The 15555-nt window shown below is 60.3% G+C and carries 14 protein-coding genes; 7 read left to right on the top strand and 7 right to left on the bottom strand.

The window, feature by feature from the left end:
* The first annotated feature begins 14 nt into the window (after nucleotides 1–14).
* A complete protein-coding gene (locus tag ACIPV6_RS17380) occupies nucleotides 15–1091 on the top strand; it encodes an LCP family protein (RefSeq protein ID WP_400272068.1) in 1077 nt (358 codons plus the stop codon).
* A gap of 62 nt (nucleotides 1092–1153) precedes the next feature.
* Here the strand turns inward: ACIPV6_RS17380 and ACIPV6_RS17375 are convergent, their stop codons facing one another.
* Entirely contained in the window at nucleotides 1154–1981 is an 828-nt protein-coding gene (locus ACIPV6_RS17375; RefSeq protein WP_400272067.1) for an alpha/beta fold hydrolase, read from the bottom strand.
* A gap of 280 nt (nucleotides 1982–2261) precedes the next feature.
* Between ACIPV6_RS17375 and ACIPV6_RS17370 the strand changes: the two genes are divergently transcribed.
* Entirely contained in the window at nucleotides 2262–2780 is a 519-nt protein-coding gene (locus ACIPV6_RS17370) for a hypothetical protein (protein ID WP_400272066.1), read from the top strand.
* Nucleotides 2781–3121: 341 nt separating this feature from the next.
* Nucleotides 3122–4630: a sugar transferase gene (locus ACIPV6_RS17365; protein ID WP_400272065.1), complete on the top strand. Its 1509-nt coding sequence runs from the start codon at nucleotides 3122–3124 to the stop codon at nucleotides 4628–4630.
* On the opposite strand, the gene ACIPV6_RS17360 is transcribed toward ACIPV6_RS17365, so the two are convergent.
* A complete protein-coding gene (locus ACIPV6_RS17360) occupies nucleotides 4624–5949 on the bottom strand; it encodes an O-antigen ligase family protein (protein WP_400272064.1) in 1326 nt (441 codons plus the stop codon). The two genes, ACIPV6_RS17365 and ACIPV6_RS17360, sit on opposite strands and share 7 nt — an antisense overlap.
* A 73-nt stretch (nucleotides 5950–6022) precedes the next feature.
* Nucleotides 6023–7120, bottom strand: coding sequence for a nucleotidyltransferase family protein (locus ACIPV6_RS17355; RefSeq protein ID WP_400272063.1), 1098 nt, complete (start codon nucleotides 7118–7120; stop codon nucleotides 6023–6025).
* 378 nt (nucleotides 7121–7498) lie between these two features.
* Between ACIPV6_RS17355 and ACIPV6_RS17350 the strand changes: the two genes are divergently transcribed.
* Genes ACIPV6_RS17350 through ACIPV6_RS17335 form a run of 4 tightly spaced genes read left to right on the top strand, consistent with a single transcriptional unit; the run spans nucleotide 7499 to nucleotide 11770 of the window.
* Nucleotides 7499–8533, top strand: a complete 1035-nt coding sequence (locus ACIPV6_RS17350) for a glycosyltransferase family 4 protein (protein ID WP_400272062.1) — start codon at nucleotides 7499–7501, stop codon at nucleotides 8531–8533.
* 14 nt (nucleotides 8534–8547) lie between these two features.
* Complete coding sequence (locus tag ACIPV6_RS17345; protein WP_400272061.1) at nucleotides 8548–9573, top strand: glycosyltransferase family 4 protein; 1026 nt, start codon at nucleotides 8548–8550, stop codon at nucleotides 9571–9573.
* Nucleotides 9570–10628, top strand: coding sequence for a polysaccharide pyruvyl transferase family protein (locus tag ACIPV6_RS17340; protein WP_400272060.1), 1059 nt, complete (start codon nucleotides 9570–9572; stop codon nucleotides 10626–10628). Before ACIPV6_RS17345 ends, ACIPV6_RS17340 begins: the two co-directional genes overlap by 4 nt.
* Complete coding sequence (locus tag ACIPV6_RS17335) at nucleotides 10625–11770, top strand: hypothetical protein (protein ID WP_400272059.1); 1146 nt, start codon at nucleotides 10625–10627, stop codon at nucleotides 11768–11770. The genes ACIPV6_RS17340 and ACIPV6_RS17335 overlap by 4 nt, the downstream gene beginning before the upstream one ends.
* Nucleotides 11771–11772: 2 nt before the next feature.
* On the opposite strand, the gene lepB is transcribed toward ACIPV6_RS17335, so the two are convergent.
* The 4 genes from lepB to ACIPV6_RS17315 all read right to left on the bottom strand — a co-directional run bounded on the left by lepB (nucleotide 11773) and on the right by ACIPV6_RS17315 (nucleotide 15486).
* Nucleotides 11773–12486, bottom strand: a complete 714-nt coding sequence (lepB, locus tag ACIPV6_RS17330) for a signal peptidase I (protein ID WP_400272058.1) — start codon at nucleotides 12484–12486, stop codon at nucleotides 11773–11775.
* On the bottom strand, nucleotides 12483–13610 hold the full coding sequence (locus ACIPV6_RS17325) for a hypothetical protein (protein WP_400272057.1): 1128 nt from the start codon (nucleotides 13608–13610) through the stop codon (nucleotides 12483–12485). Before ACIPV6_RS17325 ends, lepB begins: the two co-directional genes overlap by 4 nt.
* Nucleotides 13611–13758: 148 nt before the next feature.
* Entirely contained in the window at nucleotides 13759–14403 is a 645-nt protein-coding gene (locus ACIPV6_RS17320; RefSeq protein ID WP_400272056.1) for a hypothetical protein, read from the bottom strand.
* Between the two features lie 186 nt (nucleotides 14404–14589).
* Nucleotides 14590–15486: a helix-turn-helix domain-containing protein gene (locus tag ACIPV6_RS17315; RefSeq protein ID WP_400272055.1), complete on the bottom strand. Its 897-nt coding sequence runs from the start codon at nucleotides 15484–15486 to the stop codon at nucleotides 14590–14592.
* Nucleotides 15487–15555 lie beyond the last annotated feature (69 nt).

Genomic DNA, 15555 nt, shown 5'->3' with positions numbered 1-15555 from the left:
ACACCTAGGAACCCATGACGCTGCCGACTGACACCGAATCTTCCTCGACCGAGTCCCGGCCCAGACGCCAAAAGAGTGGCAAAAAGACCGCCCGGAACGTACTCCTTGGCTTCGCCGCCGTGGTTGTTGTGGTTGGTCTGGTGTGCGGCCTCTATCTCTTCAACTTGGCCCAGACCTTCAACAACGGGTCCAGCAAGATTGACGCCGCCTTCCCCGAGGAATCCACTCGTCCTCAGAAGGCGGAGCCGGTCAACGGCACTGCCGCCATGAACATTCTGGTCATGGGCAGCGACAGCCGCGGAACGGACCAGGTGGACCTGGAAACCAATGCGGCCACGGACCAGCGCTCGGACACTCTGATGCTGGTGCACATTCCTGCAGACCGCAAGAACGTCTACGCTGTCTCCTTGATGCGAGACCTCTGGGTCAACATACCGGGGAGGGGCGAGTCCAAGATCAACGCCGCTCTTGCCTATGGAGGAGTGCCACTGGTAGTCCAGACCGTGGAATCCCTCTTCAACCAACGCATCGACCATGTTGCGATGATCGACTTCGAGGGCTTCAAGGGCCTGACGGATGCGCTCGGCGGAGTCGAAGTGGATGTGAAGATTCCATTCTCTCCCAACGGGGGGCCCATGAAGGGGCACTACTATGCAGCCGGCAAACAGACCTTCAATGGCGATGAAGCCTTGGCATTCGTGCGGGAGCGCAAGTCGTTCAGTGACGGTGACTACCAGCGCGTGAGGAACCAGCAGGCATACCTCAAGTCCATGCTGAGTAAAATCATTGCCCGCGACACCCTCACCAACCCGGTGACCGTGAACAACATGGTGTCTGCGGTGTCTCCGTTCGTCAGCGTGGACAAGAGCTTCGACGCGGCGGCAATCGGAAGTCTGGCTGTGAGTCTAAAAGACCTGAAAGTCAATGACACCGTGATGTTCACTCTGCCTACACTCGGCACTGGCACATCCGCGGACGGCCAATCGATCGTAGTTGCGGACACTCAAGCCATCTCGGACATCGCAGCGGCACTATCCAAGGACCAGTTGGGTACGTACGTCACGGCGCATTCCCTGCAAAAGGGCAACTGAGGCCTGACCGAAGATTCCGTTCAACCCCGGCTCCCGCTGACTGCGGCAGCCGGGGTTTGACTTTAATTGCCGGCTTTTTGAGTTACCTCGCGTACAAAGGCCCACGCGTCAGCAGCCACGCGCTCAGGGCATTCCCACAAGATGAGGTGCCCCGTCCCCGGATAGATCGTGAACCGTGCACCAGGAATCCGTGAAGCGAGGGTCTCTTGGTGGGATCGGGGCAGCAGATGGTCGTGCGCGCCCCAAAGGATGAGTGTCGGCGCCGCGATCGAGCCGAGCTCCGTGGGAGGCACGGCTTCATAAAGACCCCTCAGTGAGGCCTTCCAGACAGCCGCCGGCATGGCCAGCCCGTCCTGGACCCTGTCTTCGATGTAGTCCGATGCGACGGCATGGAGCAGCCGGTACCAGACCAGCGAGTCACGCACCCATTCCACGGAAATCGGATCAACCAGCTGCTCAACCTCGTCAGCGAAGGGAGGACGCGTCTCCAAACTCAAGGGAGCACCCACCAACACCAAGGAGAGCACCAGGTTGGGATGGGTCACGGCTAGCTGCTGGGCCACATATCCCCCGCTCGAGGAGCCCAGAACATGGGCGCGCTTCACCCCGAGGCACTCGCACAAGGCGGCCACGTCGTCAGCAACGTCAAGGAGTGAATAACCCCCATCCGGCTTGTCGGCACCACCATGCCCTCTCAGATCAGGGGCAACAATCACCGCCGAGGGAAGCGCGGCAATCAGCCTCACGAAACTCCGCCAGGATTCGCCCCAGGCGTGCAACAAGAGCAGCGGCGCGGCGCCGTCGTCGTCCGTTTTTCCTATAGAGCCTTGCACGAAGCACGTCACGCGGATCCCCGTGCGCAAAGCTACAGCCCTGATTTCGGCCTCCATGGGGCCACCCTACGCCGCCACCGGGCGCCTGCATCAGTTGTTCCGCAGTGCAACAACGACTCGGTGAGCTCGGCTTGGTTGCTTCCCAAGCCGTGCAGCCCCGGGTTGCGTATCTCATCTGACTAAAACGATGATCAAAATTACCCGACTGAGTAGCCATTACCCATTTATGCGCTATATTTCTTGACAACTAAAAAGAATTTTTCGTTTACCAGTGTAGGCTCATTGGCAGAACAAATAAGTAACCTGCGGAAAACTTGCTTCTCGCAGGAAAATATAGATGGGGGAACCGTTGGGGGCGGATGAGCTATCGGCACGGCTGTGGCGCGAACGAAGGCAACTCGATTACTTGCTCTTCGCCCTGGAAACGCAGCTCCTGCATCTCAAAGCAGGGAATTGGCATCGTCTGGGTTTTACCGCCGCGGAACTCGAAAAAGTCATCGAGAACCTGAGATTCGATTCACTGGCACGGGGCGTTGAAGCCTCCTCGCTGTTTTCCGAGTGGAACGAGCCCAACGAGCAGACGCTTCCCGCCGTGGTCACCGTTGCGCCATCAGGGCTGTGGCAGGAACTGCTGGAAGAGCACAGGCGCTCCATGGTGTCCCTGCTGGCCTGCATTGATGCAGCCACAGCAGCGAATAGGTCGCTCCTGGTTCAGGGGCCAGGAAATGCTGCCCGCATGCCGGAGAGCGGGACAAACGAACTGGCGGATATCGCCCTGGAAGCCAACATCCAGCGCGCCCTGACGGCCGTGGCCTCCGCTGGCCTCCCCGCAGTGAGGGAGTTCTTGGGGCAGTGACCTACTTGCGCGGAAATTACCTTTTTCTGCGCAAAACAGAGCCATCAGACGCCTTTGTAATGCGCGCAAATTATCAGAATCTGCACAAAATGAATCCCATAAGACACCTTTGTATTACTGACATATCACACCGGCTACCTTTTTGCCATGCGTCGTTTGTCGGTTTGAGATGTAAGTAAAGTCCATTTACGATGGAGCTTGAAGTGTCAAGTCACTCGAAAGGTGACGTTGATACTGCTAATTTACGTTCGGCGCCCGCAAGGGCGGTAGGGGCAGCTATGGGGGCTGATTCGTGAATAGATTCGTTGTGTTGTTGAGTTCCAGAGCTGCACGCTCCGGACATGCAGTCCTGGCACATTCGCAGCTCACGAGCTGACGTCATGACCACGTTCTTCTCTGCCACGCGGACCATCGAAGTCGAGTCCGTTGCGGGCTCTACGTGGCTACGGGCCCAAAGCATCAAAATGAGGTTTCTTGATCTCGTCTGCGTGATCGTTGCCGTAGCAGGTGCCCACTTGCTCCGCTTCGGAACAGAGGACGTGACGGTGGCCGGCGGGGACACGGAATTGTCCTACTTCACGCTCTCCATAGTCCTGGTCATCACGTGGACGGCCATCCTGGAGTTCGGAGGCACGCGGGACCGGAAAGTCCTGGGCACCGGCACGGAGGAATACAAGCGCGTCGCCGTCTCATCCTTATGGCTCTTCGGAGCCCTGGCTGTGGTCTCCTACGTCTTCCAACTGCAGACGGCCCGCGGGTATGTTTCCGTGGCTCTGCCTCTGGGCGTGGCACTCATCCTCGCAGTCAGGTATGCCCAGCGACGTGCATTGCACAAAAGCCGCCTGACGGGACAGAACCTCCACCACGTGCTCCTCATCGGGGCCCCGAACAACGTCAACCACCTTTCGGAGAAACTGAACCAACACATCGTGTCCGGTTACAAGCCCGTGGCTGCGCTCCTCACCGAGTCCGGACTGCCTGTCAGGGATGACGTGCGTGTCCTCGGCTCGGCGCCGGACGTAGACATGGTGATTGACTCGATCAAGGAGTCAGGTGCGGACACTGTGGCTGTGTGCGGTGGAGCGAAGTTGGATCCGGCCTTTCTCCGCCAACTCGGCTGGGCGTTGTCCGCTCGCGACGTGGGAATGATCATGGCCCCTGCGCTGACGGACATCTCAGGGCCTCGAATCCATATGCAGCCCGTAGCCGGGCTCCCATTGATCCACGTCACCACACCAAAGCTCAGTGGTTTGAAGGCCTTCGCCAAACGGGCTTTGGACATCGGTCTTTCGTCTATCCTGCTGATCCTGCTCGCCCTACCCATGACCATCATCGCCATCATGGTGAAACTGGACAGCCCAGGCTCGGCCTTGTTCTACCAGGAACGTATAGGCAAAGGCGGCCAATCATTCCGAATGATCAAATTCCGTTCCATGCGGAGCGACGCCGAGACTCTGATTGAAGCCTTCCAGGCACAGAGCCAGGAAAGTGTCATCTTCTTCAAGATGAAGGACGATCCCCGGGTAACCCGACTCGGTGCTTGGATCCGTCGGTACTCCATTGACGAACTCCCCCAGCTGATCAACGTCCTGAACGGCACCATGAGCCTGGTGGGTCCCCGTCCGCAGGTTGCCCGCGAAGTGGAAATGTATGACTTCGCTTCCGTCCGTCGACTCCTGGTCCAGCCTGGTATGACTGGCCTTTGGCAGGTAAGCGGGCGCAATGACCTCTCACTGGAGGAATCGATCCGGCTGGACCTCTACTATGTGGAGAACTGGTCCTTGGCGCAGGACCTCATGATCCTCTTCCGTACCGCCAAGGCCGTCATCGGCAAAGACGGCGCTTACTGAGCCTGGGTCACGGGGACCCCGGCAGGCTGCGCGGAAGACCGTGGATCATCGGCCGCCAGGAGACCGAAGAACATCCAGATGGGCAGGAACGTCCACGACGACTGGGTGGACACACCAAGTGCCACGAAGAAGGCGACCATCAGCAACAGTGATGCCGGCCGACGGTTACGCCAGATGAGGAACAAGATCAGCACCGCGAAAGCCAGCAGGGCAAAAATACCCAATTCTGCAGCAACGTGGGCATAGGCGTTCTCCGCAATAGGCCTCGTTTGATCAGTCGAGTAAATCCACGGCAACTGGCGTCCACTCACATATTGATCGAAGTAGGCCCCATACCTTCCCGGACCTACTCCGAACAATGGATTGTCTGCGCTCATGTCAAAAGAGATCTCCGATTTGACGTTCCGCAGGTTCAATGACGTGGTGGCAAACTGGTAATCGGGCGCAAATTCCGTGAAGCCAAGTTTGGCCAGCTGACGTCCGAAGGTGGTACGTAAACTGTCGGAAAAGAGCAGGGCAAGGACGCCCACCAAACCCACCGCCATCAAAGGAATGGCAACCCTGGAGAATTTGAGCACTACGATCACAGCCAGACCCACCGCAATTCCGGCATACGCCGTGGTGGACTGCGAATACAAAATCGATAGGCCGGCAACAACCGCAGCAGCATAACTGCGGTTATACAATGCAACCAATATTGCCGTCCCCGCGAAGAAGCCCAGATGCTGGCCCTCCAGGAACGGTCCCGAACGGAGCGTCTCCACCGACCCGTCCACGCCGAAGGTACGGAACCCCAGAACCCGTATGAGGTCCGTGGAACCGGTGATGGAGGAGACCCACTGGAGCAGGACGGCCACTCCGCAGAGCCAAATTGAAAGCGTGATGGCCCTTACGATCTTTGTTCGGTCGATCCGCCGAAGCACAGACCAATAAGAGAGAGCGAGCAGGGCGTAGCCCGTGTACAGGAGAAGGTCCGTCGCAAAGCCACGTTCATACCCAACCTCGCGGAGGCCACCGGCGTCGGGCGTGAAGTTGACCAGCGCCGAGAACAGGGTAGCAAGAGCCAAAAGAGCGACGGCGACGCTCGCCAGGTCCCGCCGTCGTGCAGTCTTCCGCGGACCCAGGACAAATACTGCTATCCCCAGAACGCCCAGGATCTCGCTGATCTTAAGGGGAAAGCCCACAGGCAATGTCAGCGCGTACTGGAATGGCATGAACACCACGCTGAGCAGCATGAAACGCTCGAACCACCGGCCTGACAGCAGGGCAGGCCGGGCCATGCCCGCCGTCGGCTTCTCGGTCATCTTCAGCGCGCTCATGGCCTACTGCTCCCGAACACTTGCTCCCCCTTCAAAATTCTGTTTCAGTTCCCACAACGTCAGCGCCCGCAGACTACCTGCGGAGCAGCTTGCCAAACCGTCTGAACCGCGCCCCAACAAGGCTCATGGTGGACCGCCCGGCGCGCGCCTCCGACGCCGCCAGGACGTCGGCTTGGGGCCAGACCGCCCGTTTGATGAACCGTAGGCGTTCCCGGGGCTGGAGGGACCTGAAAATCATCATGTAAGCCCGCCACCACCCCTTGCTTTCGCGCCACTTCCAATTCAAAGGAGGCTCATGATCGACTGCAAAGGAGACCTCGGGAAAGGCCAGGCGCAGGCTGGGTTCCAAGACGGCAGTAGCCCTGACGTCCTGGGAAAATTCAAGGGCCGGCCTGCCACCCAGTCGCAGGACTTCAGCCAATTCCTCAGCATGACCCGAGGCTTTGCTGTGCCGGGATTCAGGCCGCAAGTCATGCAGTGCAAAGATGACCGCGTGCGTTGGGAGGTCCGGCGTGAGGACCGGAACTCCCGCGAAGTCAGTTTTCACACTGCCTCGCAATAGCCGTGCGAATACAACGGGGTCAGATTCAGAGCATCCGGGTACGTGTCGATGGACATCAATTTCGCAGCCCCATGGTCTGGGTTCCAATGCCACGGAATGGTTGAACGTCAGGCCCGTCCACTGGTCTGCTTTACCGTTCCAACCCCACGATTCCAGCACACTGCACAGCTGCTCCAATCGTGCCGGATCAACCCACACATCCACGTCGCTGGAGTGTTCTCGCTCCCGCAGGCCCTGTCTGTGGAGCATGGGTCCTTTGATGCAGACGGCGTCGATTCCGTGGTCGCGGGCGATGCTGCCCACCAGCGAATAGACCATTTCGTGGACCGGTGAGGACAACCACGGAACGTTCAGTCGATGGACCCGCGCCGGATGTGCCACATCACGGGAGGCGATACCCGCGGCCTCAAACTCACGAACCAAGGCTCGGTCATCGGCATTCAGGTCAGCATCCGGAACAGCGGCCGCCACCAGCCGATGCCACAACCCAGCGGGTCCGCCGGCAAGTCCCATGGGTTCGGAGGGCTGGGTGGCCAACAGCATTATTTCCACATCGGTTTGGTTCTCATGCCAACTGCGGAGGTCCAAGGCGCCATAAGAAGTAGCCACCCAACTTGTCATTTGCCGCCCTCCCCCTGGACATCCGCATAAATGGCCACCAGGCTGACGAATGCCTAACCGGCCTAAAACTTCTCCCATAAGAAGCTACAGCAAATAATTGACAGTTGCCTTACGAGTAAACAATCCACACAAAACCCCAAGGGCAGGAAGATCAGTTACCCTTAATCTTAGTCTGAAATCGGACTCACGCCGCCACAGCTCGTAGCAAGTAAACTATTTGCTCAACATTGGGCCGTGCCCGGCAGTGTTCAACTGACGCGCCAATGAATGGGGGAACATGGCGATCAGCTTCTTTATGCTCGTGCCGCACCGTACTTACTCCCCTAATCAGAGCGGATTTAGCAGGCAGGTGAGCGGGATTTGAAGATGACCAGAGTCCTGCATGTGGTTGACCGGGTTGACGGCGGAGTTCCCAAAGCCGTCCGAAGTTACATTGAGAACAGTCCCGCGGAATTCGACCACCACGTTTTGTCTCCTTTCCAATCAGGGGTTCCCGCTCCGGTCTGGTCCGGGTTGGCCGTCGCGCATCATGACCTTGGCACGGGACTGTTGAAGAGAATCGCCATGGTCCGGGCAACAGTTGATTCCGCTTCGCCGCACGTGGTCCACGCCCACTCAAGCTATTCCGGGCTCTATGCGCGCATCAAGCGTCTGGCGGCGCCAGTGGTCTACGAACCACATTGCTTCAAGCATGACGACCCCCACACCTCATCCGTTCAACGCATTCTTTACCAGGGCGTGGAGCGATACCTTTCCCGTCGGACCTGGAAGTTCGGCACGCTCACCTCCCACGAAGAACGCTTGGTGCGGGCGCTGGACCCCGGTGCTACGTGCATCGCAATTCCCAATCTGCCTACCGTGGCTGTGTGTGCACCCGACAAGACCTCTGCGGGCGAACCCACCGTCTCCATGGTGGGCAGGATTGCGCGACAAAAGGACCCCGCCTTCTTCCGGGATGTTGCAGCTCTGCTGGGCTCACGGAGAACCGGGGTACGGATGCGGTGGATCGGCGACGGCGAGCCTGAACTGCGCAAGTCGCTTGAGGACTCCGGCATTGAAGTGACCGGTTGGCTCGATTCAGCCGGAGTTGCCGAGGCCCTGGCATCCAGTGATGTGTACGTCCACACGGCCGCATATGAAGGGTTTCCGCTCAGCATCCTCGATGCTGCGGCCCAGGGCGTACCGGTGGCAGCACGGTCCATCAATGCCCTGGAGGGCTCCGGACTGCTGCAGGCAAGCGACCCGCACGGACTAGCCGATCTGGTGGAAGCCATCCTGGGTGATGCCGAAACACGTGAACGGGCCCTTGATGCCAATCGTCAACTTCTGGCACGCATGAACCGGACAACACTGCACACAGCCCTGCGCGATCTGTATGACTTGAAAGGCTCCGACCGTTGACCACACTGAAAAGGGTGTCTTTCCCTTCCCGCATCTTGTCCCGCCATGTGGGCGGCAACACCACGTATGCGCGTGAGATCGCCAAGGGCCTGGAGCTTCGAGGGATCCAGATCGGGCAGCTTCGCTCCAGCAAGCGGGCGGCGCTGACCGCCGTCAGTGAGACCTGGCAAGGACTGACCTTGCCGGCAGTACCTGGCTCCGTGCTCCACTACAGCGCAGACACCGGTCCGCTCCTACCCACCCGTGCACCTTCGGTGGTCACTGTCCACGGCGTCGCCAGCCGTTGGATCACCACCGCACGATCACCCCGGCAAGAGAAAATCTGGCGCACGCGGGTACAGCGGGCCATCGCCTCGACGGATGCCGTGATCACTGTTTCCAACTCCAGCGCGAATGATGTGGCAGAGGTCTTTGGCGTCGACCCGTCGCGGATCACCACCATCCCGCACGGCATCGACACGAACTACTTCTCCGCGCCCCGCGAACTGAGCCAAAGACTCCAACACCTTCGCAGTACTCCCTACGTGTTGTACCTGGGAAACATCGAGCCTCGAAAGAACCTGGTGGCACTGGTTGAGGCTTTCTCCCTGTCTCCGCTGAAGGAACTCGGAGTGAAGCTGGTCATTGCCGGAAAGCCCGCATGGAACGCTGAAGAGTCCATGGCTGTCATCACTGCGGCAGGCGTGGAACACCTGGGTTTCGTTGACGACGACGAGAGGGTGGCACTCATGCAGCACGCCACATTGTTCGCCTTCCCGAGCCTGTATGAAGGGTTCGGGTTCCCGGTCCTCGAGGCCCTTGCCGCCGGAACGCCGGTCATTTGTTCGGACCGCGGATCGTTGAAGGAGGTCGCCGGGCCTTCCCTCCTGTTCGAGGACACCGACGCCGAATCGATTACCCGGGGCATCGCCGATGCACTGGGAAGCTCTACTGCCCTGGATGACGTTCGCCGCACTGGCCTGGAATGGGTCCGTCAATTCAGCTGGGATGCGAGCGTCGACGCCCACACCACCGTTTACGAAAGGGTGTTGCAGCGGTGAAAGTCCTGATTCTTCATGCGTACAGCGCCAACAACATCGGCGACGGCATGCTGGTTACCGAGGCGATCGAGCTCCTCACTGAGACCTTCCCCGGCGAGGAATTGCAGCTCACGCTCTGCGCCTCCGATCCGGACAGCTTCGATCTTCCCGGTGTGACGCTTCGTGGGAGCAAACCCACCCGACGCGGCTATGATCGCGACTACCTTGCTACTTTGCGCAGCATGACGGACTTCGACCTGGTTGTGGGTGTGGGCGGCGGATATCTCCGCGGCGGGAACTGCATCGAACTCGCCAAGGCGCTGTTGGTCCACGGTGTCCAGCTGCGCGCGGCCAGCCGCCATGGCCACAAGGTAGTGTACCTTCCGCAAAGCATCGGTCCTCTGCGGCTCAGCAGCGCCCCATGGTTCCGGCGCCATCTCGGCAAGCTAAGCCGGGTGTGGGCACGGGATGATCGCACTGTCTCTGAACTGCGACTTACCCCGGTGATCCAACGCGCGCCGGACATGGCTGTGCTCCGCGTCCCCGCACGGAACAGCCATTCCGTGGAAGCCATACCCGTGTATTCGGTACGCAACCTCCGCGGTGGCCTTCCCTCCCCCGTTACAGAACTCGCCGGGCTGATTGGTACGTTCGACGGTTATGTGCAGAGCCAAACGGGCGGCAACCAGGACCTCTTGCCCATGCAGAGCCTGAATCCGCAGGAGATTCTGCGCCGCGAAGACCTTTTGGAAACCGGGACACCGAAGCGGGTTGTGGTGGCCGTCCGCCTGCACGCTGCGCTGATGGCATTGCAGGCCGGGCACTACGTGATCCACCTGTCCTACGAGCGCAAGGGTTTCGCCGCTTTCGAAGACCTGGGCCTGCGGGAGCACGTCCATAATGCATTCAGCTTTGAACCGGACGCAGTACATCAACAGATCCAAAGGCTGCTAAACAGCGCGGATGCCCGCCAAGCCTACGATGCCGCCGTGAACAGCGCAGCCGCCTCGACGAGCGGTGTATATGCCACGCTAAGCGAAAGCCTTAAGGTCGCAGCCCGGAGCGTTCGGGTATGACCGCAACCGCCACCAAGGCTGCAACTCGGCACTCCGCTTGGCAGTCGCTCGTCATGGTGGCTTCCGGCGCCGTCACAGCAATAGTCCCCGCGGCCTTCCAAGCTGTGGCGGCACGGTTGCTGGACCTCGACGCACAGGCCAACCTCGCGGTGATTCTGAGCGTGGGTTCCTTTTGTGCGGGAGTGGTGGCAGCCGGGTTGCTGGAGCCCCGGATGGCAGATGCCAACCTGACAGACAAGACATACATCCCTCTGTGGGCCACAGTGTTAGGCGTGGCCGGGTGTGCAGCAATGATCGTCTTCCCGGGTTACATCCTGGTTCTCGCGGTGGCGTTGCCGGCAGCCATGATGGCTCTCCAGATCGGCAGGATGCATGCGGCCTTCACAGCGGGGTGGGCCATGGAAGCCTCGACGGCAAGCGCCCTTGTTCTCGGCTCTGGCGCCGCACTGCTGCTATCCCAGCAGGGATCCGCTGCGGCCATCCCTGTGTTGGGTGCAGCGATCATGGTGGCCATCCTGGTCCGTGCGTTCAGGACTCCTTGGAAAGTATCCGGACGGCCGCGCTTCGCCCCCACCGCATGGATCACCCTGGAAACAGCCATGGTAGCCCTGGTCCCCCTGGGCATCGTAGCCACGGTATACCTTCTCCAGCGACAAGAAGAGGCGGTTGCGCTCAAAGCGACCATCACCGTGCTGGGAGCGCTCCAGCCCATCCTGGGCTACATGCGCACGCGGCTCCTGGGAGCGCACTCCAGGAGTCTGACCCTGGGCATGTCCGGGCTGAGCGTCCTGGCGATTGGCTTGATTCTAGTTCTGGATCTACTGGGTTTTTTCCAGTCCCTGTTCGGCTCCTCATGGACCGTGGTCACGTTCGGCGCATTGGCGCTTGCCTGCCTTTGGAAGCTCGTGAGCATCCCGGGCACGCTGCCGTTTACCTATTTGCGCCGGGCGGGCCTGGTAGGGCAAGTGTTTTGGATCCGGGTGGTCTCTTCCCTGTTGTATCTCGCAGTCAGCGTTGTCCTCCTGCTGGCGAGTGACTCGCTGGTGGTGCTGTTCCTCGGCCTTACCTTGGTTGAAACCGCCACTGGGCTCCTGCTATATGCCAAGTACAGATCGGTGGCGCGCTCCCTCGCAGCGTCTTAGCGTCAGCGGGACGAACTGCTGGACAGGGATCCATTGAGGGACCACTTGTCGAAGGGGAACAAGAACCACTCCACGCGTCCCGTAATGTCTTCCCGGCGTACCGTCCGGACACACTCCTCGGCCGCAGTCAGGCCACGGCAGGCCGCCAAGGAATCCGCCGACTGCGATCGATGATCACCCAGGACAAGGTATTGGTCCTCGCCCAGGCGTATCGGCGCGAAGCAGCGCGGTGACGCCACCGTCGTCGAACAATCCAAGGTCCCGGCGTCGAAGGCAAAGTCCTGGAAGACGTAGGGCTCTTCGACGGCATCGCCGTTGACCTTTACCCGGCCGGCGGCCTCGCAGCACTCCACGGTGTCTCCCGGGAGCCCGATGACCCGTTTGACGAGGTACTCAGTGTTGCCGGGTCCTATCCCTGTGAGCTCTCCAAACCAGCCTACGGCCGTTCGAAAGACCCCTCGCTCGGGTGTTGGCCCCCACGATGCGGGCTGGCGAAAGACCACCACATCCCCCCGTTGCGGCTCGGGCGCCAGGCGGTTCACAACCACCCGGTCTCCGATGTTGAGGGTCTGCTCCATGGATGCCGAAGGCACTTGATAGACCTTGAGAAAAAAGCCCTGGACAAGTGCTACGAGCAGGAGGGCCAGCACAGCGTGCATCCAAGGCGAGCGGAACAAACGACGAAGGCGGGTGGGTTGGGAAGTTTCGGTGGTCATGAGCGTGCTGCAGATGTGCGGACCAAGACTCCCGCATCCGCCAACTCTCCAAGAATGCCCACAATGGCATCCTCCAGCGGCTGCTCCGGTGGCGCACCGAAAAGCTCGTCGACTTCCCGGACCAAGCCCGCGAAGTCGAGGCCATCGCACACCGACCGCCACACAACAGGCCCTACTCCATCAAGGACATGAACCATGCGGTTGCTGTCCAAAATGGCAGTCTGTCCCCCTGTTTCCACCGCGTCAACGACCAAGGCGGGAACGAAAACTTCATCACCGTAGGGGCTCCGGACGCCATCCAGCGCATTACTGGGAAGGACCACATCCCAAAACTCGGGCTCTTCCCTGGCCAAAAGCTCGGGAACCAGCGGGAGCACCTGCGCAGCATCTTTGTAAGTGACCTGCTTGAACGCACCACACCTGTCCACGAGACTCGCCACCAATTGCAATGGCCTGTCCAGGTCAGCCAGATAACTGACTTCCGGGACTATCGCCGCGAGTGCATGGCAAAGCCCCAGCGAGCTAATCACTGGTGGCCCATCCAGGTCCTCGACACGGGACACCAGGACCAGGGCACCAATGTCCAACATCCCGGCGGGGAGGTCCATGAGTCCGAGAACCGACGGCGCAATCTGCTCCTTGTAATCCCGCTCCGGCCTGATCACCGACAAAGGCTTCCGGTAGGGATGCACCGTTCCGTTTGCTTCAATTCCCACGGTTTCGTCAGTCACGTACCCGTAAGCGGCGCCCAGGGCCCGGGCCAAGGTGGTCTTACCCCGCCCCGACGGTCCGATGAAAGCGGCAACTCTTCCGGAATCATCGGCGATCCCGGCAGCGTGCAGCATCAACAACTTGCCGCGCCTGGCCTCGATCGCGGCAAGGGTGGCGTATGTGGACAGCTCCGCAATGGAGCCCGCAAGACCGTTCTCGTCAGGGAAACGCCACACCATCTCCGCGACGGGACGCACGACGTCGTTGGCCGGCTCGCTGCTACTGGGCGCAGCGTCCCGCCACGGCCCAATGAACTCTTGGAACCGATCCTCGTTGAATCCATGGTCGGCGAAGTCAAGCCTGATCCTGACCAGTCCGCCCAAGGCATCCACCAGAATGTCACTGCCCTGCATGTCCCCCACCTGCCCTCGTCGGGCCCTTCGAAGGGAGCGCTTCCACGTCCCGGGCCCTCAAATACTTTATTCGACTCAACAACGCACAAAACGCGTCAGCCGGAGCGGCTGACGCGTTTTTGCCGGAAGGATGTTCCTTGCGGAGGCTTTAGAGAATGCCTGCCCCAACCGGAACAGAGATGGTGCTGGTGGCGGTGAGGGTGCGGCCGGCCACGACCACGGTGATGGTCACCGGGAACGAAGCAAGAGCGCTGATGGAGACGCCAGTGCTGATACCCGCCAGGCCCCACACGATCGGGACGTTCAGGGTGCCGTTGCTGGCAACGGTAACCGTGGTGGTGCCAGTCCACGTGGTAGCGGGGAAGCCATACTGTCCGATGATCGGCGCGCTCTGGTAAGTGGCTGTACGCTGGCCGGCAGTGGTAGCCGTTCCGTTGAAGGAGGCAACACCGAAGCCACGCGCCCGGCCAACAGGGAGGTTGATGCCGGCGGGGCGCCCCACCGCGACGGTGACTGTAGCAGTTTCACCGGTGACAGCTCCCGGACCGTTGCTCACCGAAACCTGGGTGGGAACAGTGACCAAAGCCGTCGCCGTCAGCGTACCGCCGCCGTCGAGCAAGTTGAGGCTGAGCAGGGACGTTGAGGAAGCCGTAAATGCCAGAGTCAGGTCATTCACGGAAGCCACCGCGGCCGGCGCTGCAACAGCGGCCGCAATTACCGGGACAGACCATGCTGCACCCTTAACGACAGCACGCCGGCTATGCGGCTTGGAAACGGTAACTTCGTCGCTCATCAGTTCTTCTTTCAACTCGGGATGAAAACCATCGGTTGGAATTCAGCGAGTGCCGATTTCCCCCATCAGGCATAGAGACTACCGAGGCATTTTCGTGCCAAATGACAGATTGGGCATTGCTGAGGAGATTGGCGCTAAATGGCTTAAGGTATGCACGGAACGTCCCCTGACGCGGACGGCGACGCGTCATTTTGCGACCACAATTTCCTCGCCGCCACGTTTGTCCCGCAAGTCCTTCGGTCCACAGCCGTAAAGCTCGTCCAAAGCCCTGCGCAGGGCCGCCGTGGTTCCGAAACCGGTCTGCTCTGCGATCTGTTGGACGCTGAGAACGTCATACCGGGTGTCGGTGAGCAGGGTGCGGGCCAGCCTGCCGCGTTGCCTCCGGATCTCAGCAGCAATGGAGTTTCCTACCTCAGCAAAGGCGGCCTGCACCCGCCGCAACGAAGACTGCACCGCCCTGGCCACGGCGTCCGGATTGAAATCCCTGTCCGCGCAGCGCTGCGCGATGACGGCCATCGCCTGGTCGCGCAGCACTGACGTCACTGAGGTGGAACTCCATCTGACCCCGCAGTGGTCCAGCAGCAGGCTTCCCGTCAGCTCCAACAGGATCTGTTCGGTTGCATAGGACTCAATGGCCGAACTTTCCCGGGATGGCTGCTCCAGGATGGCACCGACGAAAGCCTCGGCCGCGGCATCCAGCCTGGATTTCACCCGGGCAACCGTCACGCTGTCCAAGGCGTGTGGCACGAATGTCTCTGCCGCAGCCCGCTGGATGGAGATACTCCTGGCCTCGCCCTCCCCCACGAAGGGCGACGCCAATTCCAGTCCGCCGGGCACTATGACCACCGTTCCTTCACCCGGGATCATGGTGCCGTCGTTTGGATCGCGGACACCCCCGGAAGTGACGAAGTAGAGATTCACGTTGTCCGGCGAATCGCTTGGATCAAGCAGCTCCAGATCGCCTGAAATCCAGCCCAGGGAAACGGCACCGAATATGCACTCTTGATGGCCCCTTGACGTTACCCGCTCAAGTCCGGTATCCGCTGCGTCCCGTTCGAGACAATCAGTATCCTGCATTGTCATAAATCCCCCATCCCACCCACTGGTGAGTCGCCCCTATAGAACTGCACGTTACGATATCCGTGACGCAGT

The organism is Paenarthrobacter sp. NPDC089988 (genome assembly GCF_044748465.1).
Taxonomy (GTDB): Bacteria; Actinomycetota; Actinomycetes; order Actinomycetales; family Micrococcaceae; genus Arthrobacter.
This window is presented reverse-complemented; position numbering and strand designations above follow the sequence as displayed.

What these genes read in the sequence shown, in the direction of transcription:
- ACIPV6_RS17380 (WP_400272068.1), top strand. Translation starts at nt 15, where the DNA reads ATGACGCTGCCGACTGACACCGAATCTTCCTCGACCGAGTCCCGGCCC.
- ACIPV6_RS17375 (WP_400272067.1), bottom strand. Translation starts at nt 1,981, where the DNA reads ATGGAGGCCGAAATCAGGGCTGTAGCTTTGCGCACGGGGATCCGCGTG.
- ACIPV6_RS17370 (WP_400272066.1), top strand. Translation starts at nt 2,262, where the DNA reads ATGGGGGAACCGTTGGGGGCGGATGAGCTATCGGCACGGCTGTGGCGC.
- ACIPV6_RS17365 (WP_400272065.1), top strand. Translation starts at nt 3,122, where the DNA reads ATGCAGTCCTGGCACATTCGCAGCTCACGAGCTGACGTCATGACCACG.
- ACIPV6_RS17360 (WP_400272064.1), bottom strand. Translation starts at nt 5,949, where the DNA reads ATGAGCGCGCTGAAGATGACCGAGAAGCCGACGGCGGGCATGGCCCGG.
- ACIPV6_RS17350 (WP_400272062.1), top strand. Translation starts at nt 7,499, where the DNA reads ATGACCAGAGTCCTGCATGTGGTTGACCGGGTTGACGGCGGAGTTCCC.
- ACIPV6_RS17335 (WP_400272059.1), top strand. Translation starts at nt 10,625, where the DNA reads ATGACCGCAACCGCCACCAAGGCTGCAACTCGGCACTCCGCTTGGCAG.
- lepB (WP_400272058.1), bottom strand. Translation starts at nt 12,486, where the DNA reads ATGACCACCGAAACTTCCCAACCCACCCGCCTTCGTCGTTTGTTCCGC.
- ACIPV6_RS17325 (WP_400272057.1), bottom strand. Translation starts at nt 13,610, where the DNA reads ATGCAGGGCAGTGACATTCTGGTGGATGCCTTGGGCGGACTGGTCAGG.
- ACIPV6_RS17320 (WP_400272056.1), bottom strand. Translation starts at nt 14,403, where the DNA reads ATGAGCGACGAAGTTACCGTTTCCAAGCCGCATAGCCGGCGTGCTGTC.
- ACIPV6_RS17315 (WP_400272055.1), bottom strand. Translation starts at nt 15,486, where the DNA reads ATGACAATGCAGGATACTGATTGTCTCGAACGGGACGCAGCGGATACC.